We start from the raw sequence: 26,814 nt of genomic DNA on the forward strand, positions 1-26,814 counted from the left end.
GGGACTTGCCGAACCGGACGATCGCGGCGGTCTGGCGCTATCCCGAAGCGACGATTGACTACGTTGTTCCCCTGCCAGAGCCCTACGAGAGGTCGATCGCAGGCCTCGGCAGGTTCGCGGCGTTTCAGTCGTTCGGCAGTGTCGTGGCCTGGTCCGACACGTTGCTGTCTGGAATGAGCGGGCTGAACGAGATCTACCTCTCCACGATGGATGGCGTGCTTCTGGACACGCTCCTTCTTCCCAACACGACGCGCCGAGGCGTTCGGCCCGACGTCCAGGAGCTATTCGGTGACCTGCAATCCTTTAGCTCGATGACGGAGATGTTCGAGGCGGCTTCGTCGATGCACGGACTCTACCGCTTGTCAGATGGCAGCACAGTCGTCCTGCACCACGACTCTTCACTGGAAGGGGAGTTGCCTTTGGGGAACATCACATCGGAAGTATACCTGAGCATCATCGCCCCCGATCGGACGACCGCTTGCGTCGATGCTCCCGTGCCCTACTCGAACGAAATGCGCCCCGTTCACACTGTGGCGCGAGACACACTCTTCCTCCTCGACCGACGCCTCAATGAGGCGGAGGACGACCTGATGACCTGGGTCCGGGTCTACCGGATCGACGCAAGCGGCTGTACGTGGCTCGACTTGCACTGACCTCTGCCTCCATCGACAGTTGAACCGTCGCGCCCAGCCAGGATTCGCCCGCACGCGCGTCCCCGATTCCGGGGGGTCGCGAGGAGGTCCTGGGCGGGGCGGCGGGGGTCTCAGCCCGGGTGTCTGCCTGGATTTGGATGAAGGCGACCGGCGCGTTACGGTTGGGACATGGAACGCACTCCGCTCCCGCAGGAGGGACTCGCGGTCGTCGTGAAGCGCGACTGCCCGACGTGTCGGCTGGTCGAACCCGTGCTCGAGCGGCTCGCCGACGGGCCCGGCGGGCTGGCGGTCTTGAGCCAGGACGACCCGGGCTTCCCCACCGCCGTCCAGGGTGTCGTCGACGATACCGAACTTGAACACTCCTTCCGCCTCGGGATCGAGACGGTTCCCACGCTGCTGCGCTTCGAGGGCGGGAAGGAGGCGGGTCGCGCGGTGGGCTGGAACCGAGCGGATTGGCGCGAGCTGACGTCGATGCCCGATCTGGGCGCGGAGCTGCCCGAGTTCCAGCCGGGCTGCGGTTCCCGGTCCGTCGCACCCGGCGCGGCGGAGCGCCTGCGGGCGCGCTTCGGGGAGACCGGCATCGCAGCGCGGCGGGTAGCGCTCGAGCCGCATGCGGACGCCGTGGAGGCGTGCTTCGAGCGCGGGTGGACGGATGGGCTGCCCGTCGTCCCGCCGACCCCGGAGCGGATCCTGCGCATGCTCGCGGGCACGCACCGGACTCCGGGGGAGGTCGTGGGCGCCGTCCCTCCGGACTACGCGGAGTGTACGGTGGAGAAAGTGGCGATCAATGCCGTGCTCGCGGGCTGCAAGCCGGAGTACATGCCCGTCCTGCTCGCGGCGCTCGAGGCGGCGCTCGATCCCGGCTTCACGCTGCACGGGATCCTGTGCAGCACGTGCTTCACCGCGCCTCTCATCATCGTTAACGGCCCCGTCGCGGGCCGCATCGGGATGAACGCGGGGCTCAACGTCCTCGGGCAGGGCAACCGCGCCAACGCGACCATCGGACGCGCCCTCAACCTGATCGTGCGCAACGTCGGCGGCGGCCGCCCGGGCGAGATCGACCGCGCGACCTTCGGCGCACCGAGCAAGTACACGTTCTGTTTCGCGGAAGACGAATCGGACGAGGAGTGGGAGCCGCTCTCGGTTTCGCGCGGCCTCCCGCGCGGGGCCAGCGCCGTCACGCTCTTCCAGGGCGAGGGCGTGCAGGGGATCATGGACCAGCGCTCGCGCACGCCGGAGGAGCTGACCGCGTCCCTGGCCGCGTGCCTGCTGGCCGTCTGCCACCCGAAGATCTGCGAGTGGGCGCACGCCGTGCTCCTCCTCTCGCCCGAGCACTACGCCATCTACCGGGAGGCGGGCTGGGGCCGGGCGCGGGTCACCGAGGCGCTGCTGGAGGCAACGACGCGGCCGCGGAGCGAGGTGGCGCGCGGCGCGGGAGGCCTCGCGGAGGGCGTGCCCGACTCGGAGGCGCGCCGCAAGGTGCCCAAGTTCCCGCCCGGAGGACTGCTCCTCGTCCGGGCCGGCGGCGCGGCCGGACTGTACTCCGCGATCCTGGCCGGCTGGCCCGGCGGCCGCGCCTGGCAGCACTCACACCCCATCACGAGAGAGATCGAATCATGACCGTTTCGACCGCGGCGAGCCCCGCTACCCCGGCGGCCGTCCTGCACGACCCCACCTCGGAACTCGCCCCGGAGATGCGCCCGCGGCGCGCGGCTCCCCCGTCGCTCCAGGGACGCGTAGTGGCGCTCCAGGGGATCGGCAAGCAGCGCAGCGACGAGTTCCTCGACCACGTGAAGACGCGCCTCGAAGCGCGCGGGATCGCGACGATCCGCACGGATAAGCCGACCAACGCGCGGCGGGCGCCGACCGGGCTGCTGCAACGGATCGCCACGGAGGCCGACGTGGTGGTGCAGGCCCTGGCCGATTGAGGGTCCTGCACGTCGTGCGGTCTGCACGACCTCAGAGACCTCGATGAACGCGGGATCCCGGGCTGCTTCGTCGTCACGACCGAGTTTGAGGAGGCCGCGCGCAGCCAGTCGCGCTCGCTCGGGTTCGAGCCCGCCATCGTCTGGGTCCCGCACCCCATCCAGAACCGCACCGCCGCCGAACTCGAGACGCTCGCGGACGAGGCGATCGACCCGATCCTGGCCCTGATCACGGCTCCGGACTGACGCGTCGGGCCGCCGGGCGCGTCGGGCACCGGACTTGCTCGCGGCGCCGAAGACGGTCTATTTGACAGACTGCCGGACCGGTACCGATCCAGCCAGGAGGCCGCATGCCGACCCGCCGACGATTCCTCGCCCGCCTCGGGGGCTCCGCCGCAGCCGCCGGAGCCATGACCATGGTTCCCACGAAGTGGAACACCGCCATCGCCGCGGCCCGGGAGGCGTCGCGCACGCTCGGCTCCCCGGAGGAGATCGCGCGCGACGAGGAATTCTGGCTCGAGATCCAGAAGGCCTTCACGACCGACCGCTCCCTCGTCAATCTCAACAACGGCGGCGTGAGCCCGACGCCCGCACACGTGCTCGAGGCGATGAAGCGGGACCTCGACTTCGCCAATCAAATCCCGGTCTACAACGGATGGCAGATCCTGGAGCCGCAGCGGGAGGGCGTCCGCGCCCGCCTCGCCCGGCAATGGGACGTGGACCCGGAAGAGGTCGCGATCACGCGCAACGCGTCGGAGGGCCTCCAGATCCTGCAGAACGGCTACGACCTCCAGCGCGGGGACGAAGTCGTGACGACGACGCAGGATTACGGGCGCATGATCACGACCTTCCAGCAGCGCGAACGCCGCGAAGGGATCGTGATGAAGCAGTTCAAGATCCCGGTCCCGGCCGAGGACCCGGCGGAGATCGTACGGCTCTTCGAGGAGCAGATCACCGACCGGACGCGCCTCATCCTCATGTGCCACATGATCAACATCACCGGGCAGATCCTCCCCGTGCGCGAGGTCGTGGAGATGGCGCGCGGCTACGACATCCCTGTCATCGTCGATGGCGCACATTCGATGGCACACCATGACTTTACCCTCTCCGAGCTGAACTGCGACAACTACGCCGTCAGCCTGCACAAGTGGCTGCACGCCCCGGTCGGCACCGGCCTCCTCTACGTGAGGAAGGAGAAGATCCCCGACATCTGGCCGCTGCAGGCCGCGCCCGAGAGCAGCAACGACGACATCCGGAAGTTCGAGGCGATCGGCACGCACCCCGAGGCCAACTTCCTCGCCATCGGCGAAGCGCTAACCTTCCACCAGCTCGTCGGCGGCGAACGCAAAGAGGCGCGGCTCGTTCACCTGCGGAACTACTGGGCCGAGCAGCTCCTGGAACACGACCGGGTGCGGCTCAACACGAGCCTCAAGCCCGGCTTCGCGTGCGGGATCGCGAACGTCCAGGTCGAGGAGATCGACACGAGCGCGCTCCGCAACTGGCTGTGGAACAAGCACCGGATCTTCACCGTCGGCATCAACCACGCCGAGTTCACGGGACTCCGCATCTCGCCGTCCACGTACACGACGCTTGAGGAGCTCGACCGCTTCGTGGACGCGATGACCCGAGCGGTGAAGCACGGCATCCCAGCCTGACGCCGCGGAGCTGACCCGGACGCGCGTGGCGGCGGCCCGACTGGAGGGTTCCGTGTTCGGCATCGCATCCCTCGACACCGGCACGGATACCGCCTGACCGGATGCCGGCAGACCATCCGATTCCATCCTGTGGACACCGACCCAACCCGTAAACCGGAGGGGAGACCTTCATGACCGAGACCTTTGACATGGCCTTGATCCAGCGCGGGGCGCGCCTCCGCCGCTCGCCTTACTTCGAGGCCACGCTCCGGGACGGGTGCCGGAGTTATACGGTCTACAACCACATGTTTCTCCCGACCCGGTACGACGACTTGCACGCGGAATACGAGAAGCTCCTGACCGGCGTCACGGTGTGGGACGTGAGCGTCGAGCGGCAGGTGGAGATCACCGGGCCGGACGCCTTCGAGTTCACGAACCTGCTCACACCCCGGGACCTGTCGAAGTGCGCCGTCGGGCAGGGGAAATACGTCCTCATCGGCGCCGAGGACGGCGGCATCGTGAACGATCCCGTGCTGCTGCGCCTCGGTGAGAACCACTTCTGGCTCGCGCTCGCGGACAGCGATGTCCTGCTGTACGCGAAGGGCATCGCGCTCAACGCGGGTCTCGATGTCGAGATCCGCGAGCCGGATGTCTCGCCGATGCAGGTGCAGGGCCCGAAGTCGAAGGAGGTCGTGCGCCGGCTCTTCGGCGAGGAGGTTCTCAAGCTGCGCTACTACTGGTTCCTGGAGACGGAGGTCGACGGCATCCCGGTGGTCGTGACCCGCACCGGGTGGAGCGGCGAGGTCGGCTACGAGATCTACCTGAGAGACGGAAGCCGGGGCGTCGAACTGTGGGACCGCGTGATGAAGGCGGGACGCGATCTGGGCATCTCCCCCACCGGTCCGTCGGACATCCGCCGCATCGAAGCCGGCATCCTCAACTACGGCATCGACATGACGCTGGACACGAACCCGTACGAGGTCGGGCTCGGGTGGCAGGTCGATTTCGACCAGGAGGGCGACTTCATCGGCCGCGACGCGCTGGCCCGGATCGCCGAGGAGGGCCCCCGGCGGCTCCTCGCCGGCATCGAGATCTCGGGCGCCCCGCTCGACCTGAACATGGACCGCTGGCCCGTGAGCCGGGACGGAGACGAGATCGGCTTCGTCAGTTCCGCCGTCCACTCGCCCCGTCTCGGGCGGAACATCGGCTACGCCCTCGTGCCCGCCGCCTCAGGGGAGTTGGGCACGCGGATGAGCGTGACGACGCCGGACGGAGAACGCGACGCCACCGTCGTCCCCCGCCCCTTCGTGGATCCCGGTAAGGACATCCCGAAGTCGTAGAGGGGAGCGGAGCCGGGGCTGGCCGGCTGTGCGGTCAAGCGGTTGCGAGGTGGTCGGCGAGTTCGCCGAGTTCGTGCTCCCAGCCGCCCACGTTGTCCTGGCGGTCGCTCTCGGTCCGGAAGCCGCTCTCGACGAGGCGCAGGATCGTCCCGCCGCCTTCGCGTTCGGTGAGCGTCCACTCGACGGTCGTGTTGTAGCCGCCGTCGAGCGGGGTCTCGGGCTTTCGGGCCCAGCGCCACACGAGGCGGCGCCCGGCCTCCATCCATTCGACCGCGATCGCGTACCGGCCGTGCCGGTCCCACACGAGCCAGCCCGTCGCCCCCTCCTGCGGCACGAGTCCCACGACCCGGTCGGGGAACCACGAGGCCAGTCCATCGGGATCGGCGAGCGCCACCCACACGCGGGCGGGCGAGGCGTCCAGTTCGACCGTTCGGTCGATCGCTTCGGGTGGAGTCAGATTGCTTTCCATGGTTCGGCGGTGACAATTGCGACGTACGTTGACCGTCGCAACTCACAATGAATATCGTCCCTCACCCCATGAAGACGATGATGAGGTCTCCGTCGAATCGACGGCGTGGCGGCAGGTTCAGGCTTGTTCTCGTGGCAGTGCCGCTCCTCGCGGCGGCGGCGTGCGAAACCCGCGTCGAAGAGGTCTCGGACGTCGTACTCGCACGACACATCCATACGGACCTCTACGACGCCTACCCGGGCATTCCATCGCCTGCCGGCGACCGCGTCGTATTCGCCGACTACGCCGCGGACAAGAGATCGCTGACGGTCTACGATGTGGCGACCGGGGTCGGCCGCGCGGTGACGAGCACCCCGGGGGGACGGACGAGGGTGACCTGGTCGCCCGACGGTTCGCACGTCGTTTACGTCGACCGCCAGTCCGATCGTCACGGAGTCTGGACGCTGGATCCGACGACCGGCCGGGAGTCGCGCATCGTGGATCCCGGGGACGCCCGCCTCGACTATCCGCGATTGCAGTCCGACGGGACCGTGACCGCGCTTCGATACGCGGGCGCCGATACCGCATGGGTCGCGTATGCGCCGGGACCCGGCCGCGCGGCATCCGTGATCGTCGACCGTGCCGGGGGATGGGTTGCGCCCGCGCAATCTCCCGACGGGCGCACGGTCGCGTACCTTCGCGCCGCGGGCAGACGCTCGGACCTCGCGGTGACGGAGATCGCGACGGGCGAGACGCGCACGCTCGCCGACGGCCTCCAGCTCAACTGGGACCGCCGCGTGGAGTGGTCCCCCACCGGCGACGCGCTCCATCTCGCGGCAGCGGGACTCGGCGACTCGCTCTTCGTCGCCTGGCGCGTGCCGCTGGACGGGGGCCCGGCCGAAAGGCTGGAGCACGGCGGCCGCGACGTGCTCGCGGTCACGCCGCTCGCCGACGGCCGAGTCGCCCTCAGCGTGTACCATAATCGCACTACCGTGGGCCTCGTGCCGGTGACCGGCGGGGAACCCACCGCCGCGTTACCGGAAGCGTCCACGAGCGCTTTCCTGCCTTCCTGGCACCCCGATGGAGGGGCGCTGGGATTCATCACCTTCTCCTGGCGGCGCGTCCGCATGCCCATCGACTTCGACCTGGGCGTCCTCGACCTCGACGCGGCTGGCGCACCGGCCGGCGCACCCCGAGTGCTACTCTCGGAGGAACACGAAGACTACGGAGCCGCGTGGTCGCCCGACGGTCGGTGGCTCGCCTTCCACGGGCACCTGGAGCAGAGCGACGACATATGGCTCGTCCCGGTCGACGGCAGCGTGCGACCCACACGACTGACGCGGTTCGGACCGGGCGCCGACACCGGCGAGCCGGACTGGCGCCCGGACGGGCGGGCGCTCGCCTTCAGCAGCCACGGCCCGCCGTCCGAGGGGAACCCGGGGTCCGTGTACACGGTCGCTGTCGATCCCGCGACGGGGTCCGCGGCCGCCGACCCTCTCCGAGTCCCGCTCGACGGGTTCGAGGGCTACGCCATGGGAGCCCGCTTCTCGCCGGACGGCGAGCGGCTGGCTTTCTACGGACGCTCGTTGGAGGACGGACGCGTCACCGTCTACACGGTGGCGGCCGCGGGAGGGACCCCGACGGCGGTCCTCTCCTTCGTCAATGGCGAGCCGTACAGCGCGCCCGAGTGGAGCGCCGACGGCGCGTCGCTCTTCTACTCGCGCAACGACGCCTCCGGGCCCTTCCAGGTGTGGCGGGTGGATATCGCCACCGGCGCGACGGAACAGGTGACGACCGGCGCGCTCGGCGCGCTCCAGCCCAGCGTGAGCCCCGACGGACGCACGCTCGCGGTTACCCTCCGTGAGGCCGCCATCGAGGTCGTCGCGCTCGCCAGCGGGAGCACCGGTGCCAACCCGGACGGAGAGTCCTGAACGACCCACCGGTTCCCGGCGGGCCTCGAAAGCTATCCCGCGAGCCAGTCCTCGATGAGTCGGCGCGAGATCGAGACGCGACCCGGGAGCCGAAGGCCGATCTCCCGGCGGCGGGCGAAGTCGGCGCGGTCGAACCAGCGCGCGTCGACTAGCTCCTGGCGCGCGACGCTCAGCTCCCCGCCCACGCGTTCGGCCCGAAACCCAAGCATGAGTGACGCGGGGAAGGGCCAGGGCTGCGACGAACGGTAGCGGACGGAGCCCACCTCGATCCCCGACTCCTCGCGAACTTCGCGGACGACGGCTTCGGAGAGGCTCTCGCCCGGCTCCACGAATCCCGCAAGCGTGGAGTAGACGCCCTCCGGCCAGATGTCCTTCCGCCCGAGCAGGCAGCGGTCCCCATCGGTGACGAGCACGATGATCGCCGGATCCGTGCGGGGAAAATGCTCCGCCCCGCACGTTTCGTCGGCGCAGCGCCGGACGTGTCCTCCCTGCTCGGGGCGGGTCGGATAGCCGCACGTGCCGCAGAAGCGGTGCCGGCGACTCCAGGTGACGATCGCCCGGGCGTAGGCCAGGAGCGCGCCGTCCCCCTGCCCCAGCATGGCCCCCACCCCGCGGAGATCGAGGAACTCCCCCGCTCCGTCGAGCGTGACAGCAGACGGTGGCTCCGCTCTCTCCTCTTCCCCGGACACATCCTCTTTCGCGGACACGTCGGCCGCGAACAGTGCGCGGCCTCCGTCCTGTCGCCCGTCGAGTCCAAGAAAGATCCAGTCCGCAGGTGGTTCCGAGGCGGAAGCTGCGACCGCGGGCGGGAGCAGTACCGGCTCATAGGCCGAGCCGTCCGCCTTTTTCGCGACGTGCCGCGCCGGCTGGGACACCAGGCTGCGCTCGCGCCACACGGGGACGACGCGCGAGGCGGGATCGGACAACCGGTCGGAGAGCCACCGGGGATCGGCCCGCAGGTGCGTGGCACGGTCGAGGCCGCCGCCCGCGAAGGGGTTCGGTCTCCGGTGGCCGTCCCCTGCCACGCCCGATAAGATCTCGCCGGCCGACATGGGGGAAACGTAGCGGTTTTGAGGGAGAACATGCACAGTTTCGAGGGAACGGCGGGATGGGGCACCCTCCTCACGTTCGATTGTTACGGCACGCTGATCGACTGGGAGGGCGGGATTCTCGCGGCGCTCCGGACCGCGCACGCGGAGGCGGCCGCCGCGGAGGATGAGTTGCTCCTGGCCGAATTCCATGCGGCCCAGAACCGGCTCAAGACGAGCGAATACCGTCCCTACCGGCAGTTGCTCACCGAGACCGCGATGGAGGTCGCGCGCGCGAACGGATGGGATACGTCGGAGGAGCTCGCGGCCGGAGTCCCCGCGAGCATCCCCTCCTGGCAGCCGTTCCCGGACACGAACCCGGCGCTCTCACGTCTCGCAGACGACGGGATCACGCTCGGCATCCTGTCGAACATCGACGACGACCTGCTAGCCGGGACGCTGAAGCACTTCGACGTGGAATTCAGCCTCCTCGGCACGGCCCAGCGGCTGCGGAGCTACAAGCCGGCCGCGCCGCACTTCGAGCGCGGGCGGGAGTGGGCCGCCGGCTTCGACCGCTGGCTGCACGTGGCGCAGAGCCTCTTCCACGACGTGGTCCCCGCCACCTCGCTCGGGATCCCGGTGGTGTGGGTCAATCGCAAGGCCGAGTCCCGACCCGACGACGCCGACCCGGTGCACATCGCCCCCGACCTGGCCGCCGCGGCAGCCTGGATCCTCGCTCCGGCGTGACACAGGACCAGTCCCGCTACTTCCCGGGAGGCCGACCGTCGGCTAGAATCAGACTGGTCGTATCGTCTGGTCTAACCGGTGAGAGTGTAATGGATCACATTGGAGCGTACGAAGCCAAGACCCACCTGCCGCGGCTTCTGGACCGTGTGGCCGACGGCGAGAGCCTCACGATCACCCGCCACGGCCGTCCGGTCGCCCGACTCGTCCCCGTAGACGAGGACGATCGCGCTCGCGCTTACGCGGCGGCCCGCCGCATCCGCGAACGCCGAAAGCGCCTGCCGCAGCGCGTGTCCATCTCCGAACTGATCGATACGATCCACGAAGGGCACAGGCATTGATGTCGCTCGTGATCGACGCATCAGTTGCGCTTTCCTGGTGTCTCGCGGATGAAGATGATCCGCTGGCGGAGTTGGCGATGCGACTGACGCTGGAGCACTTCGCCATCGTCCCGCGGATCTGGTGGTACGAAGTTCTGAACGCTCTCGCGGTCAATCGGCGCAGGGGACGCATGACGTCGGCCGATGCTTCGGCCACGCTCGCAGATCTGAAGGGAATGCGGATTCTGGTCGATGATGACCACAGCGATGGAGCGATCCTTCACGTGGCGGCGAGGCACGGACTTTCAGCCTACGACGCCGCCTACGTGGAGACTGCCCTTCGGCGTTCGTTGCCGCTGGCATCGCTCGACCGTCGGCTTCGCCGGGCGGGCGAGACGGCGGGGGCCACGATTTTTCGACCTCGGTAGACCGATCGGCGTCAGCCCCCTTGATCTCCCCGGGGGAGGTCCGCGGCGCCGCTGCCCAGGACGTTGCGGGTGAAGCGGTGGAGTTCCCGCCACAGTACTTCGTGCGAGAAGATGTCGTTGTGCCCCGCCCCCGGGATCTCGAGCCACTGGCGCGCCCCCCGCAGCGCCTCGAAGACCTCCCGGCTCTGGCCGGGCGGAATGACCCGGTCCTCCTCGCCAGCGGCCACGAAGGTCGGCACCTCGATGCGCGGCGCCCGCTCCAGCGTGTCGAAACGGTTGTGCACCCAGTCCAGATACCAATCCGGGAGCCACGACAGGCGGTGCCGGGCGATGGCCGCGGTATCCGTGAACGGCCCGAGGAGGACGACGCCGGCCACCGGCCGACTCACCGCGAGTTCGGCCGCCACGGAGCTTCCGAGGGAGTTCCCAAGGGGAAGGAGACGCCCGGGATCGACGCCCCGCTCGTCCACCAGCCACCGGTACGCCGCTCTCGCGTCGGCGTAGAGACCCTCCTCCGAGGGCCTCCCTTCGCTCGCTCCGTAGCCTCGATAGTCGGGCAGGAGGACGTCGAGTCCGAGGTTTGAGAGCGCCGCCGCCACGGCTCCGCGATCTCCCAGGTGCCCGGCGTTGCCGTGGAAGTAGATCGCGGTCCCGCTCCGGGACTCCGGCGGGTTCGCGGGAAACCACCACGCGTGCAGTTCCACGCCGTCTTCGGTCGGGATGCGCACCTCGGTGGCTCGCCGAAACCCCCAGTATCGAGGGTGCGTCTCGTGCGGCTGCAGCGTTTCCGGATAGAAGACGAAGAAGGGGACGATCCGCGGCATCAGGAGACGAACGACGGCCATCAGACCAACGAGGGCGACCACGACGATGAGGAGTTCCACGAGCGGGAGTCGGCGGCGGCGGACGGTCGGAGTCAGCGGCCGGGCACGGACGACGTCGTGGCGAGGCGCTCGCCCCAGCGGGCGTACACGTCGGCGCGGCGATCGCGCCAGAACAGCCGGCGGGCGGTGGAGGTCTCGCACCGCGAGAGGTCCACGTCGGCGTAGAGAATCGCCTCTTCTCCTTCCGGCGCCCGGGCGAGGACGACGCCCTCCGGATCGACGACGAAGGACTCTCCGGCGAAGGTGAGGCGGGGCTCCGCGCCGACGCGGTTGGCCAGCGCCGCGAAGTAGCCGTTCTGGAAGGCCGCCACGCGCAACTCGGCCTCGAAGAGCCCCTCGGGCCACTCACCGACCGCGCCCGCCTGCGGGATAACGACGAGTTGCGCGCCGCGTTCTCCCAGACGCCGCATGTACTCGGGATAGTGGCGGTCGTAGCAGATCGCGACACCCACGCGTCCGACGGCGGTGTCGTAGACGAGCGCGTCGGTGTCGCCCTTCGCGTAGTAGTGCTGTTCGTGGAAGCACGCGTACTCGGTGATGTGCATCATCCGCGTCACGCCGAGCAGCGAGCCATCCGCGTCGAAGACCGGCGTGCTGTCGTAGCACCGCCCGTCGGGCCCGAGTTCGTATTGGTTGAACACCGTGACGAGCCCGAGTTCGGCGGCGCGCGCGGCGATTCGGTCGCAGGTGGGACCGGGGATCGGTTCCGCGAGCGCCGCAGCGCCGGGATCGTCCGGCCGCTGCGGGAAGAAGCGGTCGATCGCGAGTTCGGGGAACGCCACGAGATCGGCGCCCTCCGACGCGGCACGCCCCATCGCGTCGAGCGCGCGTTCGAGGTTGCGCGTGCGGGCGGGTCCCGCGGACTGTTGAACAAGCGCGATCTTCATCTCGTGTATGCCCGGTTCGGGGGGACGGCCGCCTGAGGCGGGGTCGGGGGATTCTCGGGGCCCGCGCCGGGACCCGCAACGGGGCCATCGCTCGCGGAGCGCGTTACCTTGGCGGCATGTGTGGACGATTCAGCCTTCAGACCCCGGTTCCGGAGCTGGCCGAACTCTTCGAGGCCGACCCTTCGCGGCTCGAGGAATGGTCCGCCCGCTACAACGTGGCGCCCACCGATGAGGTGGTCACGCTGCGGCGGAGCGCCGGCGGACGGGAACTCGTTCCCCTTCGCTGGGGGCTGATCCCGAACTGGGCCGAGGATCGCACTTCGCTCCCGCCGATGATCAACGCCCGCTCCGAGTCGCTCGAAACCCGGCGTGCGTTTCGAGACCTCGTCATCGACCGCCGCTGTGCCGTCCTCGCCGATGGCTTCTACGAGTGGCGGAAGGAGGGCGGCCTGAAGCAGCCGTACCTCATCCGCCGCCGGGACCGGAGACCGATGGCGCTCGCGGGCCTGTGGGACGTGTGGCGGGGACCGGACGGCCGGATCCCCTCCTGCACGATCATCACGACGGACGCGAACGAGCTGCTCGAACCGCTGCACGATCGCATGCCGGTCATCCTCGAGGGCGTGGGCGCGCAGATGTGGCTCGACCTCGACATCTCCGAGCGCACCATGGATCCGCTTCAGCCGTTCGACGCGGAGGCGCTGGAGGTGTTCGCGGTCAGCCGCCGGGTCAATCGCGTCGCCGACGATGATGCGGCCTGCGCGGAGCCGCGGAGCGCCCCGATCCGGGAAGCCTCGGGCTGGCGCGAGCGTCCCGCGGTGGGCGACGCGCCCCCCGACCAGCTCGGCTTCTTCTGACGCCGATGCCTCCGCCCCTGCGGCGTTGTCCCTAGAAGTTGGCGACGAGCGCGATCGTCAGCGTGGAGTCGAGCTTGTGGCGCGGGACGAGGACCGTCTCCCCGGTCGGAGTCCCCGCGGGCTCTTCCAGCGGTGCGCGCGTCAGCGCCGGCACATTGTCCCACGCGAGCCGCAGGCCCGTTTTCACGGCCAGCGAACTGTTGATGTCGACCGCGAGGGAGTTCGCGAGGTCGGCGCGGAGGTCCGAGGCGTCCGTGAGGTTCTCGTCCAGCGTCAGCGTGCTCTCGAGGTTGGCCGTCTCCGTCAACTGGCGCCGGAAGTTGGTGGAGACCCGGATGCCGCCGAACGTCGAACTCCTGTCCGCGTCGACGACGACATCGTTCTGGGAGGTGAGCGTGATCCCGTAGTCGCTCTTGAGCCGTGTCCTCTCGTTGTCGATCCACGTGTTACCGATGCCGCCCACCAAGGAGAGCTTGCTCTCGTACCCGGCGAAGGTGTTCCGCTCCCAGCCGGCGCCGGCCGTGAGGTGGACCTGATCCGAGAATGAGCGCTCGAATTCGCCCCGCGCGAAGTAGTTCTCGGCCGTCGGCTCCGGATCGGAGTCGCTCGTGACGGTGAAGTGGTCCGGAGTTCCCACGGCGATGCGCCGGGTCGTGCCGGATTCGGTTCGGAGACCTCCCGCGCTCAGCGACAGTTCTCCCCCGCCCCACTCGCGCCGGGCGCCGCCGCCGAGGCCGAACGTGCGCACCGTGGAGTTCCCCGAGGTGAAGAGCAGGCTCAGTTCAGCGTTGTAGGACCAGACGGTCTCCGCCTCTTCCGGCAGCTCTTCCTGGAGTTCTTCCTGCAGCGACGCGACGGGCGCCGCAGCCGCCGCGGCGACCAGGAGAAGCATGATCCCGCGGGTGGCCCCCCACCTCACCTCCATCCTCGCGAACGACGTCATGTGCTGCCCTCCCAAACCACCGTGATCGATACCCATGTGGCGCCGCAAAACGGCGACCAAGGCTAGCCAGACGCGCTGCGCCGGGCCAGCTTCCAAAGACCGTTCTATCCGTCCCCCTTCGAGGAGTTCCAAGCGCATGTCCATATCAGCCAGGTACCGCACCGAAAGAGGGCATCTCTCCGGCCGCCGACTCCTCGCCAGCGCCTTCTGGGTCCTGTTCCCGCTTCCCCTCACGGCGGCTCAGGACGCGCAGGTCGCGGCGATCGACGCGCGTAGCGACCACTACGGGAGCGTGGCGCGCCAGATCTGGGAGTGGGCCGAGGTCGGCTATCAGGAGGAGAAGAGTTCCGAGCTGCTGAAGGGTGAACTCGAGGCGGCGGGGTTCTCGATCGAATCGGGGGTCGCCGACATGCCCACGGCGTTCGTGGCGAGCTACGGCTCCGGCGGCCCGATCATCGGGATCCTGGCCGAATACGACGCCCTGCCGGGCATCTCGCAGGACGCCGTCCCCGTGCGCTCGCCCATCATCATCGGCGGCGCGGGCCACGCGTGCGGGCACCACCTGTTCGGCGCGGGCTCCGTGGCGGCCGCCATTGCGGTGAAGGAATGGCTGGAAGAGACGGGACACGAGGGGACGATCCGGCTCTACGGGACGCCCGCCGAAGAGGGGGGGGCGGGGAAAGTGTACATGGTGCGCGCGGGCCTGTTCGAAGACGTGGACGTGGCGCTGCACTGGCATCCCGGCGCGCGGAACAGCGCGAGGGTGGGGCGTTCGCTGGCCAACAAGTCCGCCAAGTTCCGCTTCCGGGGTTATTCCGCGCACGCGGCGGGCGCGCCGGAGCGGGGACGGAGCGCGCTCGACGGGGTCGAGGCGATGAATCACATGGTGAACCTCATGCGCGAGCACGTCCCGCAGGAGACGCGCATCCACTACGTGATCACGCAGGGCGGTTTCGCGCCCAACGTCGTGCCGGACTTCGCGGAGGTCTACTACTACGTGCGGCACCCCGACGCCCCCACCGTGCTGAGGCTGTTCGAGCGCGTGGCGCGCGCGGCCGAGGGTGCGGCGATGGGTACCGGGACCGGGATGGAGTACGAGGTCATCCACGGGCTGTACGACCTCGTGCCCAACGTCGCCCTCGGAAAGGTGATGGACGCCAACCTGCGCAAGGTCGGGGGCGTGGAGTACACGGAGGCCGAGCGGGCCTTCGCCATGAAGATCCAGGACTCGTTCGTGGGCGGCTCGGCCTGGCCGCTGGGCTCCGAGGCCGAGATCGAGGAGTTCGGGGTCGACCCCGCGGGCGGCGGATCGACCGATGTCGGCGACGTCAGCTGGGTCGTACCGACGACGGGGCTGTCGACGGCCACCTGGGTGCCGGGGACCTCGGCCCACAGTTGGCAGGCGGTCGCGGCCGGCGGCACGGATATCGGGACGAAGGGGATGATCGTCGCGGCGAAGACGCTCGCCCTGACGACGATCGAACTCTTTCAGTCACCCGACGTGATCGCCGCCGCGTGGGAGGAACTCCGGGCGCACCGCGGCGCGGACTTCGAGTATTCCGCACTGCTGGGCGACCGCCCGCCGCCCCTCGACTACCGCCGGTAGCGTTTCCGGCCTAGTCCTTTCGCGGCGAGAGGCGGTCGACGAGGTCGTTCATCCAGCGGCCCGCCAGTTCCTTGCATCCGAGCCCGAAGGCGAGGGCCAGGCCGAAGCCGATGGACGCGAGGATGATCAGGAAGGCATCGCCCACGAACTGGACCTGAACCTGCTGCAGGGCCACCACCACGGCGAAGATGACCACGACGACCTGTGCGAACTGCCCCAGCACCTGCGCTTGCACGACACCCGCGTTGCTGGCCACGGCGCGGACGGTCGCCCCCAGAAAGCCGGCAGCCAGAATCCCCAGGATCAACACGACGATGGCCGTCACGATCGTGGGCAGGAATCCGACGAGCCGCTGGAGCAACTCGGCCGTGGCGGTGAGCTGTAAGGCGTTCAGCGCCGCCACCAGCACGACGAGCATGACGATCCAGTAGGCCAGGGCTGCAACCAACTGGGAGAACGTGCGTTCGATGCCTCCCTTGGCCAGCATCTCCGCCAACTGGATCCTCTCGGCCAGGCTGTCCGCCTTCACGGCCCGGAGCAGCCGGATGAGCGCCGTCTTGATCAGCCTGGCGACGATCCAGCCACCGACCAGGATCGCCACCACAGCCACGAGGTTGGGCAGAAACCCGACCAATTGATCGAGGAAGGCGCGGATCGGCTCAAGCAATATCGCGTCCCAATCCATGTCCATCGTGATTCCCTCCATCGCGAAAAACGGTTGCTGGTCAGCGCCGCGTCGCTACCCGCGGCTCCATTTATTCACGACGACTCGGGGGGCGGCCTCCGCCCGGGCCGATAGAAGACTTAGAATGATGAGCAGGAGCGCAGGTCACCAGCCCGACACCGTATCCGGCCGCGGTCCGGAGCGACGGCGGGCGGGTTCCGGGGGGGTCGTCAGCGGACCCGCACCGTACCCGCGGGCTCGACCCGGGCGCGGGACATCCGGCGCAGGATCTCGAAGTCCTCCGCGGCGAGAGCGATGACGGGCGGAGCGCGGTCGTAGAGCTGAGCGGCGACGATGGCGGCGAGCGCGAGGAAGGTGTCGGGCCCGCGGGTCAGGAGCGCCGACGGGGCCGTGCCGCGCCGGATGGCCTCGAGGAGGACGGCGGTCGTCGTGCTGGAGCCGCGGGTCGCCGGGATGGCGAGGATGCGGCCGGCGCCGACCTCGCCGGCCAGCGGATGGCGCCGGTCGATGATCTCTCCGGTCTCCGCGTCGTAGCCGCCCCAGAAGCTGAGCGGTTCGGAGGAGTACAGGACGGCGCCTTCCGCGGCGCCCGCGACGAGCGCTCTGCCGGTCAGCGGACCGAAGCCCGACGGGGCGGCGGGTCGATCGCTCACGGCTCGGCGGTCCACGCGCCGTCGTCGCGCGTGACGCGGCCGGCGACGGCCGACTCCACGCAGTCGGCCAGGCTCCCGAAGGCGACGGCGCGCTCGAGCAGGCCCGGCGTATACCAGGCGTACTTGGCGGAGTTGGTCATGAGCCGCCGGATGCTCGCCGGCAGCATGGGCGTCGTCAGGATGCAGGTGTCGACGGTCAGCTCCCCTCCAAACGATTCGATCGCGTCGAGGTATCCGGCCTCCCGCGCGAGCGCGCGCACGGCGCGGCCCGTGGTGATCAGCAGGCGCACCCCGGGGTGGAGCCGCCGGTCGTCGACGAGCCGCGCCAGGGCCGCGAACTCCGACAGCGAGAAGTGCGGGCTCCCCAGCACGACGAGGTCAAGGCCGTCGGCGTCGGACAGCCCCGAGCCGAGTTCGTCCCGCGCCTCCCGCAACTCGGTCGGGCCCGGACGCAGCCGAGTCGCCGGTTCCCTCGCCTGAAACGCCGCGCCCCGATCGGGCGCCTCGGGCGTGAGGCCGACCCAGTGGAACAGGCCCACGGCGCCCGAGGAAGCCATGGCGGCCCCGAGCGCCTTGAGGTCGTCCTCCCCCGGCCGTGCCCGGAGCCCGTCGAGCACCGGGATCCGCCCCTCCACGCGCAGCCCGACCCAGTGTCCCAGCACCGGATACAGGGAGGGTTCATCCGCGAGCCGCCGCGGGACGCGGGAGAGATCGACGAGCACCTGCCCCGCGCGATTCCCGGTCAGATGAAGCCCGGCGGCGGGGGCCCGTCCCGTGACCGCGCAGCAGATGTCCAGCAGGTCAGGATAGCGCTCGGTGCGCGCGCCCAGCACCGAGTTCGCGAACACGATCGCGCTCGACTCGCCCCACGCGACCTGCTCTCCGATCCCCGGACGCGCCTGCGTCTGGTACGGCGCGCACGTCCAGGTGGGCTCGCAACCCATCGCCTCGTACGCCTCCATCTGGCGCCGCGCCGGTTCCGCCCATGATTCGTCCACGTCCCACTCGCGCCAGCCGTGTTCGTCCACGCCCGACACGTTGAGCGTCGTCCGCACCCGCACCCGCGCACCGCCATCGGCCAGCCGTTCCGCGAACTCGAGCGTCGCGGGTCCCTGATAGAGCGACGAGTCGATATGCGCCGCCGTGATGTCGAGCAGTTCCCGCGCCCCGATCACGTCGGCCATGCGCGCGAGGATCGACATCGCGAGCCGGGCCCCCTCCCCCTCATCTCCCGCCAGGAACGCAAGATCCCGCTCGTCCAGACGAACGCTCGTCACGCTGCTATATTCCGGGCGCGAGCGAGACGATCATGATCGAGAACCGGCTCCAGACGGCAGGCGAGACCATGCGCATAGTCTATTTCCTTCCCGGTCCCATGTCCCGCGGTCCCCTCGGGCCGCCGGAACTCGTCCGGCGCGAAGCCTTTCTCAACGCCGCAGCCTTCGGGGGCACCGAGGTCGAGGTTCGGGAGACGGACGACGGCCCTGCATCGGTCGAGTCTTCCGCAGAAGAATATCTCTCCGTCCCCGGCATTCTGCACGCCGCGCCGCGTCTCGAGGCGGAGGGGTTCGACGCCATGATCATCGGGTGTTTCGGCGACCCCGGCCTCGCGCCGGCCCGTGAACTCGTAGGCTTCCCCGTCATCGGCCCGGGCCAGGCTGGAGCGCTCGCCGCGGCGCAGATGGGGCAACGCTTCGCGATCATCACGGTCGTGGACGAAGTCGTGCCCGCGATTCGCCGCCAGATGCGGGGGTACGGGCTCGAAGGACTGGTGGCGGACATCCGGGCGGTCGACGTACCGGTGCTCGAACTTCGGCAGCGTGCGGATCAGGTGCTCGAGACGCTCGAGACGGAGGCCCACGCGGCGCTGCGCGCCGGCGCGGACACGCTCGTGCTGGGCTGCATGACGATGGGATTCCTCGACGTGGCCCGGAAGCTTTCCGAGCGCCTCGGCGTGCCCGTCATCAACCCCGTCCTCGCGGCGCTAAAGGCGGCGGAGTCGTTCGCCGCCACCGGCCTCCGGCCGTCCCCGCGCGCCTATCCCCCGCCCCGCAAGGAGATCTCGCCCGCCCCCGTCTAGCCTGCGCCCGTCCGGTCGACAGCCGGCGTCAGGGTCGGATGACGCCGACGCCGTTCTCGATCGTCATCGTCGTCCCGAACTCGGCGGAGAGCTTCGCGAGACCCTCGAGGATCTCCTGCCCGTGCGCGTCGTCGGCCATCATCGGCCGCCCCCGCACCGGCCGCGGCAACTGCCAGCCCATGGTGATCGGGTGGAGCTGGACCTCCTTCAGCTTCCCGCCCTCGTACTCCACGACGGGGACGACGCTCTCCCAGAACCCCTTCCCCGCCGGGAAGGATGAGGCGCCGGCCCGCTCGATCCGCACATCCTGGAACCGGCCCGGAAGGTCCTGGTACCCCAGCCCCTGGGCCTCGTAGTTGTCCTGCGGCTGGAACTCGATCGTCTCGTTCTGCATGGCGAAGTTCGCCAGCGAGTAGAAGATCGGCTTTCCCCGGTACATCTCGACCGCCCGCAGGATGTGGGGGCCGTGGCCCACGAACATGTCCGCGCCGGCGTCGACGGTCGCCCGGGCGACGTCGACGAGGAAGTCCGCCGGCACCTCGCGGCGGTCCGCGCCTTCGTGCGAGTGGCTCGTGACGATGACCCACTCGGCCTGACGCTGCGCCTCCTTCACGACTTCGATGATCTCCGCCAGGTCCCCGGTGTGCGGCACCGTCTTCACGTCCGGCTTGTCGCCCACCACAAACGTCATGCCGCCGAAGTTCAGCGTCGAGCCGGAACCGCCGTTCCGTCCCGCCACAGAGAGCGCGTCGCGGAGGCCCGCCATTTGATCGGCGCTCACGGTCACGTGCCGCTCGTACCGGATCGGGCTCAGCCCCGGCCGCCCCCGCACGTCCGGCCGCTGGTGGCCGGCCCGCATCGCGTCGGCGAAGGTCGAGGCGATCGAAATCAGCGCGACCCGGCCGCCGGGCGTGTCCACGTAGGCCGGGGCCCTCGCCCGCGCGAGGTTCTCGCCGAAGCCGGCGACGGCGAGTCCCGCCGCCTCGGCCGCCGCCACGGTGCGCCTCGCCCCGCCGGCGCCGAAGTCCATCGTGTGGTTGTTCGCGAGGCTCACCATGTCGAACCCGAACCAGGCGAGTTCGTGCGCGATTTCCGGCTCCGCCCGCATGTAGGTGCCGCCGCTCGCCGCCGCCGGGATCACGTCGTCCTCGTAGTCGTGGAACAGGATCTCGAGGTTCACGAACGCGGTGGTCGCACTCTGGATGATGTCGCGCAGCGCGAGAAACTCGGGCTCCCGGTACGGAGACATCTTCCGGGAGATGATCGCGTCGCCCGCGAGGGCGATGGACATGTCCCCGCGCGCGTCCTCGAACGCCTGCGCTTCGAGTGCGACGGGTTTCGCGAGGGAGACTCCGGCCGCGAAGAAGACGGCGGCCGCGAACCCGGCCAGCGGGAGGGAGAGCGAGAGCGGAAAACGATACCGGCGCATGAGTGCCTCCGATGAGGGTGCCTGCGGGAACCTTCTCCGTGCGGGCCCGCTTCGGGCACCGCTTTCTTGTGCGGGTCGCGTGCGATCCGACAGATTCGAGCGCATGGACGACAACATGCTTTCCCCAACCCCGCGCCGCCACGCCGGACGGGCGCTCCCGGCCGTCCTCACCGCGGCGGGCCTGCTTGCGGGGACGGCCGCCGCCCGGCCCGCCGCAGCCCAGAGTTACGACCTCGTCATCCGCGGCGGCACCCTCGTGGACGGTTCGGGTGGGCCGCCGCGCGCCGGCGACGTCGCGATCGACGGGGACCGGATCGCGGCCGTGGGCGACTTGGGCGCGGCCACCGCCGGCCGGGTCATTGACGCGAACGGCCTGCACATCTTCCCCGGCTTCATCGACACGCATTCCCACGCCATGCCGGCGCTGCTGCGCGACGAACTGCGGACGGCGCGCCCCCTCCTCGCGCAGGGGATCACGACGATCTTCGCGAACCCCGATGGCGGCGGCACCGTCGACCTCGCCGACCAGCGGGCGCGGATTCGGGCCCCCGGCGTCGGGGTGAACGTGGGGCAACTCATCGGGCACGGGAGCGTCCGCCGCGCGGTGCTCGGGATGCAGGCGCGCGAGGCCACGCCCGAGGAACTCGACCGCATGCGGACTTTCGTGCGCGACGGGATGGACGGGGGCGCCTTCGGGCTCTCCTCCGGCCTCTACTATTCGCCGGGGTCGTACGCCCCCACCGGCGAGGTCGTCGAACTCGCGAAGATCGCGGCCGGGTACGGAGCCGTGTACCAGAGCCACATCCGCGACGAGTCGGACTATTCGATCGGCCTGCTCGGGGCCGTCGACGAGGTCATCGAGATCTCGCGGGGCTCCGGCATCACCGGCGTCGTCACTCACGTCAAGGCGCTCGGTCCCCGGGTATGGGGCGAGTCCGCCGAGGTCGTCCGCCGCATCGAGGCCGCCCGGGCGGAAGGTCTCCCGGTCTACGCGGACCAGTATCCCTACGGGGCCTCCGGCACGAGCATTATCGGAGCCCTGGTCCCCCGCTGGGCGCTCGCCGGCGAGGGCGGCGACCTGTACGAGCGCATCGAGGATCCCGGTGAACGCGCCCGGCTCGTGCCGGAGATGTGGGAGAACCTCGACCGCCGGGGCGGCGCCGACCGGCTCATGCTCCAGGGCGGCCCCCACGGGGGCCGGACGTTGGCCGATGTCGCGGAGGAGCGCGGGGTGGACGCGATCGAGACCGCGCTCGCCCTGCTCGTGGAGGCGCGCGGAGGCGGCGGAGGCACCGGCCTGACCTCCTTCAACATGAACGACGAGGACATCGAGCGCTTCATGGCGCAGCCCTGGATGATGACCGCGTCCGACGGTTCGCTCTGGGTGCCGGGCGAAGGACACCCTCACCCGCGCGGCTTCGGCGCCTTCCCGCGGCGGATCCGCAAGTACGTGATGGAGGAAGGCGTCACCACGCTCGAACAGGCGATTCACGCCATGACTGCGCTCCCGGCCCGCGTGTACGGGATCGAAGGTCGCGGCGTGCTCCGAACAGGCGCGGTCGCCGATGTCATCGTCGTGGACCTCGAGCGGTTCCGCGACACCGCCGAATACGACGACCCGCACGGTCTCGCCGAGGGGGTCGAGTACTCCCTCGTCAATGGTACGCTCGCGATCGACGGGGGCCGCTTCACGGACGCCCTCGCAGGCGAAGCGCTCGTCAAGGCACGATAACTCAGGAGCAGGCATGCGATTCTCCGCCGCGATTCCCGGAACACGAACCGTTCTCGCACCTCTGGTTGCCGTCGCCGCCCTCGCGGGGCCTCTCGTCGCACAGGATGGCGCGAGCGCGGGTGAACTTCCCGCCGGCGTCCGAAACCCGGCCCCGTCTGCGGACACGGTCGATCCAAGTCTCTTCGGCGGCCTCTCCTTCCGCTTCGTCGGCCCGTCGCGCGGCGGCCGCGTCACGGCGGTCGAGGGGCACCGGTCCCATCCCCACACCTTCTACCAGGGGGCGACCGGCGGCGGCGTGTGGAAGACGACGAACTACGGGATGACGTGGGAGAATATCTCCGACGGATATTTCCGGTCTCCCTCCATCGGCCATATCGAAGCGGCCGACTCGGACCCGAATATCATCTATGTGGGCACGGGCTCGGACGGCATCCGCTCGAATATCATCATCGGGAAGGGCATCCATAAGTCGACGGACGCGGGAGAAACGTGGACCCACGTCGGGCTCGAGGACGGCGGCCAGATCGCTTCCGTGAAGGCCCACCCCGACAATCCCGACCTCGTCTATGCGGCCGCGATGGGTAACCCGTTCATCAACAACGAGACGCGGGGCGTCTATCGCTCGTCGAACGGCGGCCTCGACTGGGAGCGCATCCTCTTCACCTCGGACTCCGTCGGGGCGGTGGATCTCGAGTTTCATCCGGCGGACCCCAATGTCATTTACGCCGGGATGTGGCGGGCGCAGCGGCGTCCGTGGTCGATCATCTCCGGGGCGAGCGACGAAGACGGGATCTGGAAGACGACGGATGGGGGCGACACGTGGCGGCGGATCACGGCCGGGCTCCCGGACGGCCTCATCGGCAAGGTCGACTTTTCCGTCTCGGCGGACATGCCCGACCGGGTCTACGCGCTCGTGGAGGCGCCCGAACCGATCGAGGGCCTGTACCGCTCGGACGACGCGGGCGAGACGTGGGAGCTGGTCAACGACGACCCGCGGAACCAGCTCATGCACCGGCCCTTCTACTTCGCCAACGTGATTGCGGACCCGATGGATGGGAATGTCGTCTATGTCCTCAATCTGTCCACCTGGAAGTCGACGGACGGCGGAGAGACTTTCAGCACGATCCCGAACGTCCATGGGGATGACCACGATCTGTGGATCAACCCCGACGACTCGCGGATCATGGTGCACGGGAGCGACGGCGGCGGAGTCGTGACGCTGGATGGCGGTCAGACGTGGTCGCCGGTCAACAACCAGCCCACCGCTGAACTCTACCAGGTCGATGTGGACGACCGCTTCCCGTACTGGCTTTACGCCGGACAGCAGGATGATGCCTATACGGTCGCGGTGCCGAGCCGGCAGCCCTCCCTCTCCGCGCCGGGCGGTCCCGACGCGTACTGGCGCTCGCCGGGCGGGTGCGAGACGGGTCCCGCCGTGCCGAAGCCGGGCGATCCCGACGTCGTGTACGCGAACTGCAAGGGGCGTTTCGGGGTCTACAACCAGCGTACCGGGCAGGAACAGCAGTACTACGTCGGCGCGGTGAACATGTACGGGACGAACCCCGCCAACCTCCCCTACCGCTTCCAGCGCGTCGTGCCCATCGAGGTGTCGCCGCACGACCCGAACCTTGTCTATCACGGCTCGCAGTACGTGCATCGCACGCGCGACGGGGGTCGCACGTGGGAGCGGATCTCGCCGGACCTCACGGCGTTCCCTCCCGAGCGGCAGATGGTGTCGGGCGGGCCGATCACGCGCGACGCGACGGGCGAGGAGCACTACTCCACGCTCTACGTGATCGAGGCCTCGCCGCACGACCCCGAAGTGATCTGGACGGGTGCGAACGATGGCCCGGTGTACGTGACGCTGGATGGCGCGGCGTCCTGGGAGAATGTGACGCCGGCGGACATGCCGCCCGAGGGCCGCATCAACTCGATCGACATCTCCCGGCACGATCCGGACAAGGTGTACGTGGCCGGGTACCGCTTCCTGCTCGGCGACTTCCGGCCGTACGTCTACCGGACGGAGGACGCGGGCGAGACGTGGACGCTTCTCACCGACGGGACGAACGGGATCCCGGCGGACGTGCCCGTGCGGGTCGTGCGCGAGGATCCGGACCGCGCGGGCCTCCTGTACGCGGGGACGGAGTTCGGGCTCTTCATCTCCTTCGACGACGGGGCGACGTGGCAGTCCTTCCAGCTCGACCTCCCGCTGACGCCGGTGACGGACATCGAGGTGTACCGGCAGGACCTCGCGCTCTCGACGATGGGCCGGGGGTTCTGGGTGCTGGACGATGTCACGCCGCTGCACGAGATCGGCGCGGACGGGTCGGTCGCGGCGGGAGGCGGGGCCCACCTGTTCGAGGGACGGCCGCAGTACCGCACGCGGCCCGGACGGAACTCGGGCTTCGAATGGGCCTCGAATACGGCGCGGCCGGACTACCGCGGCGGGGGTGCGGACATCAACTACTGGATCTCGCCCGAGCTGGGACCCGACGAGACGGTGCGGGTCGAGATCCTCGACGCGGACGGCGAGGTCATCCGGACCTACGCCAGCGGCGGGGGCGGCAGCGCGGGCCGGGCGGGGGGACCGGCGATGCAGCGCATGGCGCCGCGCGGCGGGACCATGCGAGGCGTCTCGTCGGCGCCGGGCGTGCACCGGCTGCGCTGGGATCTGCGTTCGCAGGGCGAGGGCCGCGGCGGGCCGATGGTGCCGCCGGGCGAGTACACCGTCCGCCTTTCGGCGGGCAACATGACGGTCGAGGCAGGGCTCGAACTGCGGATCGACCCGCGGGTGGCGGCGGAGGGGGTGACCGTCGCCGACCTCGAGGAGCAGTACCGGTTCAACCTCGCCGTGCGGGAGACGATGGCGGACGCCCGTGAGGTCGCGGACGGCATCGACGGCCTGCGCGATCAGATCGAGGAGGCGCGCGCGGACGCCGGTGGCGGTCGCAACGAGACGCTCGACGAACTCGCCGCGGAACTCGCCGAACTCGACGCTCGCGTGAACGACGCGGCGGGCAGCTATCCGCGCCCCATGCTCCTGAGCCAGCTCAACTATCTCGCCGGCATGACCGGGCGGGCCGACCAGGCGCCGGGGGCCGACGCATACGAGCGCCACGAGGAGCTCCAGGAGGAGGTCAGCGAGGTCGGCGACTGGTTGCAGACGCTGGTCAGGAGGCTGACCGCAACCTGAGATAGCGCATGCCCGACATCAATCTCATCGCTCACCCGCTGAGGGGTACGGCCTTCGGCACGGCGCTCGACCTGTGCCTGATCCTCGCCGCGCTGGTCTGGCTCCTGGGCGTCGTCACCCGCGAGTTCTCGTGGATCGACCGCCTGTGGTCGATATGCCCGGGCGCGTACTGCCTCATCGTGGCCTTCGGGACGAACTTCGCGTCGCCCCGCGTGAACCTCATGACGTTCCTCGTCGTGCTCTGGGGCGCGCGTCTGACCTTCAACTTCGCGCGCAAGGGCGGATACCAGCCGGGCGGCGAGGACTACCGCTGGGCCATCGTCCGGGAGAAGGCGGGGCCGGTGGGCATACAGGTCCTCAACCTCACGTTCATCAGCTTCGGGCAGATGCTGCTGATCTGGTGGTTCACCTCCCCGGTGCACCAGGCTGCGGTGTGGAGCGAGACGCCGCTCGGATGGCTGGATCTCCTGACCGCCGCGGTGTTCCTCGTGCTCTTCGTCGGCGAGGCCGTGGCCGACGAGCAGATGTGGCGCTTTCAGCAGGACAAGAAGCGGCGGATCGCGGCCAGAGAAGATGTGGCGCAGCCGTTCATGACTTCCGGATTGTTCCGCTATTGCCGCCATCCCAACTTCTTCTGCGAATTGGGCATGTGGTGGGTGTTCTACCTGTTCGCCGTCTCCGCCTCGGGTCAATGGCTCCACTGGACGGGCCTCGGCTTCATCCTGCTCACCGCGCTGTTAATTCCGTCGATGCGCCTCACCGAAACGATCTCCGCGTCGAAATACCCCGGATACCGCGACTACCAGGCCACCACGCCGGCGCTGATCCCCCGACCTGTGTCCAAGGCCTGATGGCCCCAGGGCCCCGATTGCCACGCTTCCCGTTCTACTAACTTGATAGTGGAATTACCAGGCGATCCGGCACGTGCGGACGATCTCGAGGAAAGGCGAGGGCCCCGGCGAGCTGGACCGGCCCGAAGGGTTGGCGGTGTTCTCCGACGGGCGCATCGGCGTCATGGACTTCGCGAAGGTCGGGCTTCAGATGTTCGCCCGCGACGGCACGTTCCTGGAAGGGATCCGGTTCGCGACCGAGGCGGGGATCCCGGGGATTCCGTTTCATGCGATGCCCGACCACAGTGTTGTGACGGCGAGTGCGCTTCCGTCCCGACGGGAGTGGCGCGTTGTTCCACGCGGTGTGGCGGGGCCCTCCGCCTGACGACACGCGACTGGAAGACGTGGAGTCCGGAGGAATCTTCATGCAACTGCGCCCGATCCAGGCCTTCCCCCCTCCGCTGGAACTGGGTGTATTCAGGGATGGCCGGGTCGCCATCGTCGACTCGGTCGGCAACCGGATCAAGATCGTCGGCCCGGAGGGAGAGGAAGGGAAGCAAGTCACCACGCTCGAGCGCCCGGTA

General features: G+C 69.5%; 25 protein-coding genes. 16 read left to right on the forward strand and 9 right to left on the reverse strand.

The genetic code is table 11. The features are described from left to right. The 5 genes from RN729_RS09180 to RN729_RS09200 form a co-directional block, all read left to right on the forward strand. A partial coding sequence (locus RN729_RS09180) for a hypothetical protein (protein WP_310783942.1) occupies positions 1 to 653 on the forward strand: 653 nt, incomplete at its 5' end. Between the two features lie 168 nt (positions 654 to 821). After that, positions 822 to 2,273 carry a thioredoxin family protein gene (locus RN729_RS09185; protein ID WP_310783946.1) on the forward strand — a complete coding sequence of 484 codons (1,452 nt, stop codon included), beginning with the start codon at positions 822 to 824 and terminating at the stop codon, positions 2,271 to 2,273. Next, positions 2,270 to 2,824 (forward strand): UGSC family (seleno)protein, encoded by a 555-nt coding sequence (locus RN729_RS09190; protein WP_310783949.1) that lies wholly within the window; start codon positions 2,270 to 2,272, stop codon positions 2,822 to 2,824. The genes RN729_RS09185 and RN729_RS09190 overlap by 4 nt, the downstream gene beginning before the upstream one ends. Positions 2,825 to 2,928: 104 nt before the next feature. Further along, entirely contained in the window at positions 2,929 to 4,233 is a 1,305-nt protein-coding gene (locus tag RN729_RS09195; RefSeq protein WP_310783952.1) for an aminotransferase class V-fold PLP-dependent enzyme, read from the forward strand. Between the two features lie 170 nt (positions 4,234 to 4,403). Next, the gene (locus tag RN729_RS09200; RefSeq protein WP_310783955.1) at positions 4,404 to 5,552 is read left to right on the forward strand and encodes a glycine cleavage T C-terminal barrel domain-containing protein; all 1,149 of its coding nucleotides are present in this window, start codon (positions 4,404 to 4,406) and stop codon (positions 5,550 to 5,552) included. 34 nt (positions 5,553 to 5,586) lie between these two features. Here RN729_RS09200 and RN729_RS09205 read toward each other — a convergent pair whose 3' ends face one another. Continuing rightward, positions 5,587 to 6,021 carry an SRPBCC domain-containing protein gene (locus RN729_RS09205; RefSeq protein WP_310783957.1) on the reverse strand — a complete coding sequence of 145 codons (435 nt, stop codon included), beginning with the start codon at positions 6,019 to 6,021 and terminating at the stop codon, positions 5,587 to 5,589. Positions 6,022 to 6,152: 131 nt separating this feature from the next. Between RN729_RS09205 and RN729_RS09210 the strand changes: the two genes are divergently transcribed. Beyond that, entirely contained in the window at positions 6,153 to 7,931 is a 1,779-nt protein-coding gene (locus RN729_RS09210; protein ID WP_310783960.1) for a hypothetical protein, read from the forward strand. A gap of 32 nt (positions 7,932 to 7,963) precedes the next feature. Here the strand turns inward: RN729_RS09210 and nudC are convergent, their stop codons facing one another. Beyond that, complete coding sequence (nudC, locus tag RN729_RS09215) at positions 7,964 to 8,956, reverse strand: NAD(+) diphosphatase (protein ID WP_310783963.1); 993 nt, start codon at positions 8,954 to 8,956, stop codon at positions 7,964 to 7,966. 57 nt (positions 8,957 to 9,013) lie between these two features. Between nudC and RN729_RS09220 the strand changes: the two genes are divergently transcribed. The 3 genes from RN729_RS09220 to RN729_RS09230 all read left to right on the forward strand — a co-directional run bounded on the left by RN729_RS09220 (position 9,014) and on the right by RN729_RS09230 (position 10,451). Beyond that, entirely contained in the window at positions 9,014 to 9,706 is a 693-nt protein-coding gene (locus tag RN729_RS09220; RefSeq protein ID WP_310783966.1) for an HAD family hydrolase, read from the forward strand. Between the two features lie 89 nt (positions 9,707 to 9,795). Beyond that, complete coding sequence (locus RN729_RS13990) at positions 9,796 to 10,044, forward strand: type II toxin-antitoxin system prevent-host-death family antitoxin (RefSeq protein WP_343218914.1); 249 nt, start codon at positions 9,796 to 9,798, stop codon at positions 10,042 to 10,044. An 8-nt stretch (positions 10,045 to 10,052) separates the two neighbouring features. Then, positions 10,053 to 10,451 (forward strand): type II toxin-antitoxin system VapC family toxin, encoded by a 399-nt coding sequence (locus RN729_RS09230; protein WP_310783972.1) that lies wholly within the window; start codon positions 10,053 to 10,055, stop codon positions 10,449 to 10,451. Positions 10,452 to 10,462: 11 nt separating this feature from the next. On the opposite strand, the gene RN729_RS09235 is transcribed toward RN729_RS09230, so the two are convergent. Then, positions 10,463 to 11,335, reverse strand: a complete 873-nt coding sequence (locus tag RN729_RS09235; protein WP_310783975.1) for an alpha/beta hydrolase — start codon at positions 11,333 to 11,335, stop codon at positions 10,463 to 10,465. Between the two features lie 32 nt (positions 11,336 to 11,367). Beyond that, a complete protein-coding gene (locus RN729_RS09240; protein ID WP_310783977.1) occupies positions 11,368 to 12,222 on the reverse strand; it encodes a nitrilase-related carbon-nitrogen hydrolase in 855 nt (284 codons plus the stop codon). 116 nt (positions 12,223 to 12,338) lie between these two features. Between RN729_RS09240 and RN729_RS09245 the strand changes: the two genes are divergently transcribed. After that, positions 12,339 to 13,079, forward strand: a complete 741-nt coding sequence (locus RN729_RS09245) for an SOS response-associated peptidase (RefSeq protein WP_310783979.1) — start codon at positions 12,339 to 12,341, stop codon at positions 13,077 to 13,079. 31 nt (positions 13,080 to 13,110) lie between these two features. On the opposite strand, the gene RN729_RS09250 is transcribed toward RN729_RS09245, so the two are convergent. Further along, entirely contained in the window at positions 13,111 to 14,022 is a 912-nt protein-coding gene (locus RN729_RS09250; protein ID WP_310783982.1) for a DUF481 domain-containing protein, read from the reverse strand. 136 nt (positions 14,023 to 14,158) lie between these two features. Between RN729_RS09250 and RN729_RS09255 the strand changes: the two genes are divergently transcribed. Next, the gene (locus tag RN729_RS09255) at positions 14,159 to 15,628 is read left to right on the forward strand and encodes an amidohydrolase (RefSeq protein ID WP_310783985.1); all 1,470 of its coding nucleotides are present in this window, start codon (positions 14,159 to 14,161) and stop codon (positions 15,626 to 15,628) included. A 10-nt stretch (positions 15,629 to 15,638) separates the two neighbouring features. Here RN729_RS09255 and RN729_RS09260 read toward each other — a convergent pair whose 3' ends face one another. The 3 genes from RN729_RS09260 to RN729_RS09270 all read right to left on the reverse strand — a co-directional run bounded on the left by RN729_RS09260 (position 15,639) and on the right by RN729_RS09270 (position 18,243). Then, positions 15,639 to 16,319, reverse strand: coding sequence for a hypothetical protein (locus RN729_RS09260; RefSeq protein ID WP_310783987.1), 681 nt, complete (start codon positions 16,317 to 16,319; stop codon positions 15,639 to 15,641). Between the two features lie 203 nt (positions 16,320 to 16,522). Next, positions 16,523 to 16,966 (reverse strand): DUF126 domain-containing protein, encoded by a 444-nt coding sequence (locus RN729_RS09265; protein WP_310783990.1) that lies wholly within the window; start codon positions 16,964 to 16,966, stop codon positions 16,523 to 16,525. Then, entirely contained in the window at positions 16,963 to 18,243 is a 1,281-nt protein-coding gene (locus RN729_RS09270; RefSeq protein ID WP_310783992.1) for an aconitase X catalytic domain-containing protein, read from the reverse strand. Before RN729_RS09270 ends, RN729_RS09265 begins: the two co-directional genes overlap by 4 nt. A gap of 32 nt (positions 18,244 to 18,275) precedes the next feature. On the opposite strand from RN729_RS09270, the gene RN729_RS09275 reads away from it, so the two are divergent. Continuing rightward, positions 18,276 to 19,046, forward strand: a complete 771-nt coding sequence (locus RN729_RS09275) for an aspartate/glutamate racemase family protein (RefSeq protein WP_310783995.1) — start codon at positions 18,276 to 18,278, stop codon at positions 19,044 to 19,046. A gap of 28 nt (positions 19,047 to 19,074) precedes the next feature. Here RN729_RS09275 and RN729_RS09280 read toward each other — a convergent pair whose 3' ends face one another. Then, on the reverse strand, positions 19,075 to 20,475 hold the full coding sequence (locus tag RN729_RS09280; RefSeq protein WP_310783998.1) for a CapA family protein: 1,401 nt from the start codon (positions 20,473 to 20,475) through the stop codon (positions 19,075 to 19,077). 79 nt (positions 20,476 to 20,554) lie between these two features. Here RN729_RS09280 and RN729_RS09285 point away from each other — a divergent pair, with 79 nt between their 5' ends. The 4 genes from RN729_RS09285 to RN729_RS09300 all read left to right on the forward strand — a co-directional run bounded on the left by RN729_RS09285 (position 20,555) and on the right by RN729_RS09300 (position 26,615). Continuing rightward, positions 20,555 to 22,207, forward strand: coding sequence for an amidohydrolase family protein (locus RN729_RS09285; protein WP_310784000.1), 1,653 nt, complete (start codon positions 20,555 to 20,557; stop codon positions 22,205 to 22,207). A gap of 13 nt (positions 22,208 to 22,220) precedes the next feature. Next, the gene (locus tag RN729_RS09290; protein ID WP_310784003.1) at positions 22,221 to 25,400 is read left to right on the forward strand and encodes a hypothetical protein; all 3,180 of its coding nucleotides are present in this window, start codon (positions 22,221 to 22,223) and stop codon (positions 25,398 to 25,400) included. 8 nt (positions 25,401 to 25,408) lie between these two features. Next, complete coding sequence (locus RN729_RS09295) at positions 25,409 to 26,251, forward strand: DUF1295 domain-containing protein (protein ID WP_310784006.1); 843 nt, start codon at positions 25,409 to 25,411, stop codon at positions 26,249 to 26,251. A gap of 73 nt (positions 26,252 to 26,324) precedes the next feature. Then, on the forward strand, positions 26,325 to 26,615 hold the full coding sequence (locus tag RN729_RS09300) for a hypothetical protein (protein ID WP_310784009.1): 291 nt from the start codon (positions 26,325 to 26,327) through the stop codon (positions 26,613 to 26,615). The last annotated feature ends 199 nt before the right edge of the window (positions 26,616 to 26,814 follow it).

Origin of the sequence: Candidatus Palauibacter polyketidifaciens, from assembly GCF_947581785.1 — a bacterium.
Lineage (GTDB): Bacteria > Gemmatimonadota > Gemmatimonadetes > Palauibacterales > Palauibacteraceae > Palauibacter > Palauibacter polyketidifaciens.

Coding starts and splice junctions, on each gene's coding strand:
- RN729_RS09185 (WP_310783946.1), top strand. CDS start 822: ATGGAACGCACTCCGCTCCCGCAGGAGGGACTCGCGGTCGTCGTGAAG.
- RN729_RS09195 (WP_310783952.1), top strand. CDS start 2,929: ATGCCGACCCGCCGACGATTCCTCGCCCGCCTCGGGGGCTCCGCCGCA.
- RN729_RS09200 (WP_310783955.1), top strand. CDS start 4,404: ATGACCGAGACCTTTGACATGGCCTTGATCCAGCGCGGGGCGCGCCTC.
- RN729_RS09205 (WP_310783957.1), bottom strand. CDS start 6,021: ATGGAAAGCAATCTGACTCCACCCGAAGCGATCGACCGAACGGTCGAA.
- RN729_RS09220 (WP_310783966.1), top strand. CDS start 9,014: ATGCACAGTTTCGAGGGAACGGCGGGATGGGGCACCCTCCTCACGTTC.
- RN729_RS13990 (WP_343218914.1), top strand. CDS start 9,796: ATGGATCACATTGGAGCGTACGAAGCCAAGACCCACCTGCCGCGGCTT.
- RN729_RS09240 (WP_310783977.1), bottom strand. CDS start 12,222: ATGAAGATCGCGCTTGTTCAACAGTCCGCGGGACCCGCCCGCACGCGC.
- RN729_RS09245 (WP_310783979.1), top strand. CDS start 12,339: ATGTGTGGACGATTCAGCCTTCAGACCCCGGTTCCGGAGCTGGCCGAA.
- RN729_RS09250 (WP_310783982.1), bottom strand. CDS start 14,022: ATGACGTCGTTCGCGAGGATGGAGGTGAGGTGGGGGGCCACCCGCGGG.
- RN729_RS09255 (WP_310783985.1), top strand. CDS start 14,159: ATGTCCATATCAGCCAGGTACCGCACCGAAAGAGGGCATCTCTCCGGC.
- RN729_RS09260 (WP_310783987.1), bottom strand. CDS start 16,319: ATGGACATGGATTGGGACGCGATATTGCTTGAGCCGATCCGCGCCTTC.
- RN729_RS09275 (WP_310783995.1), top strand. CDS start 18,276: ATGATCGAGAACCGGCTCCAGACGGCAGGCGAGACCATGCGCATAGTC.
- RN729_RS09280 (WP_310783998.1), bottom strand. CDS start 20,475: ATGCGCCGGTATCGTTTTCCGCTCTCGCTCTCCCTCCCGCTGGCCGGG.
- RN729_RS09290 (WP_310784003.1), top strand. CDS start 22,221: ATGCGATTCTCCGCCGCGATTCCCGGAACACGAACCGTTCTCGCACCT.
- RN729_RS09295 (WP_310784006.1), top strand. CDS start 25,409: ATGCCCGACATCAATCTCATCGCTCACCCGCTGAGGGGTACGGCCTTC.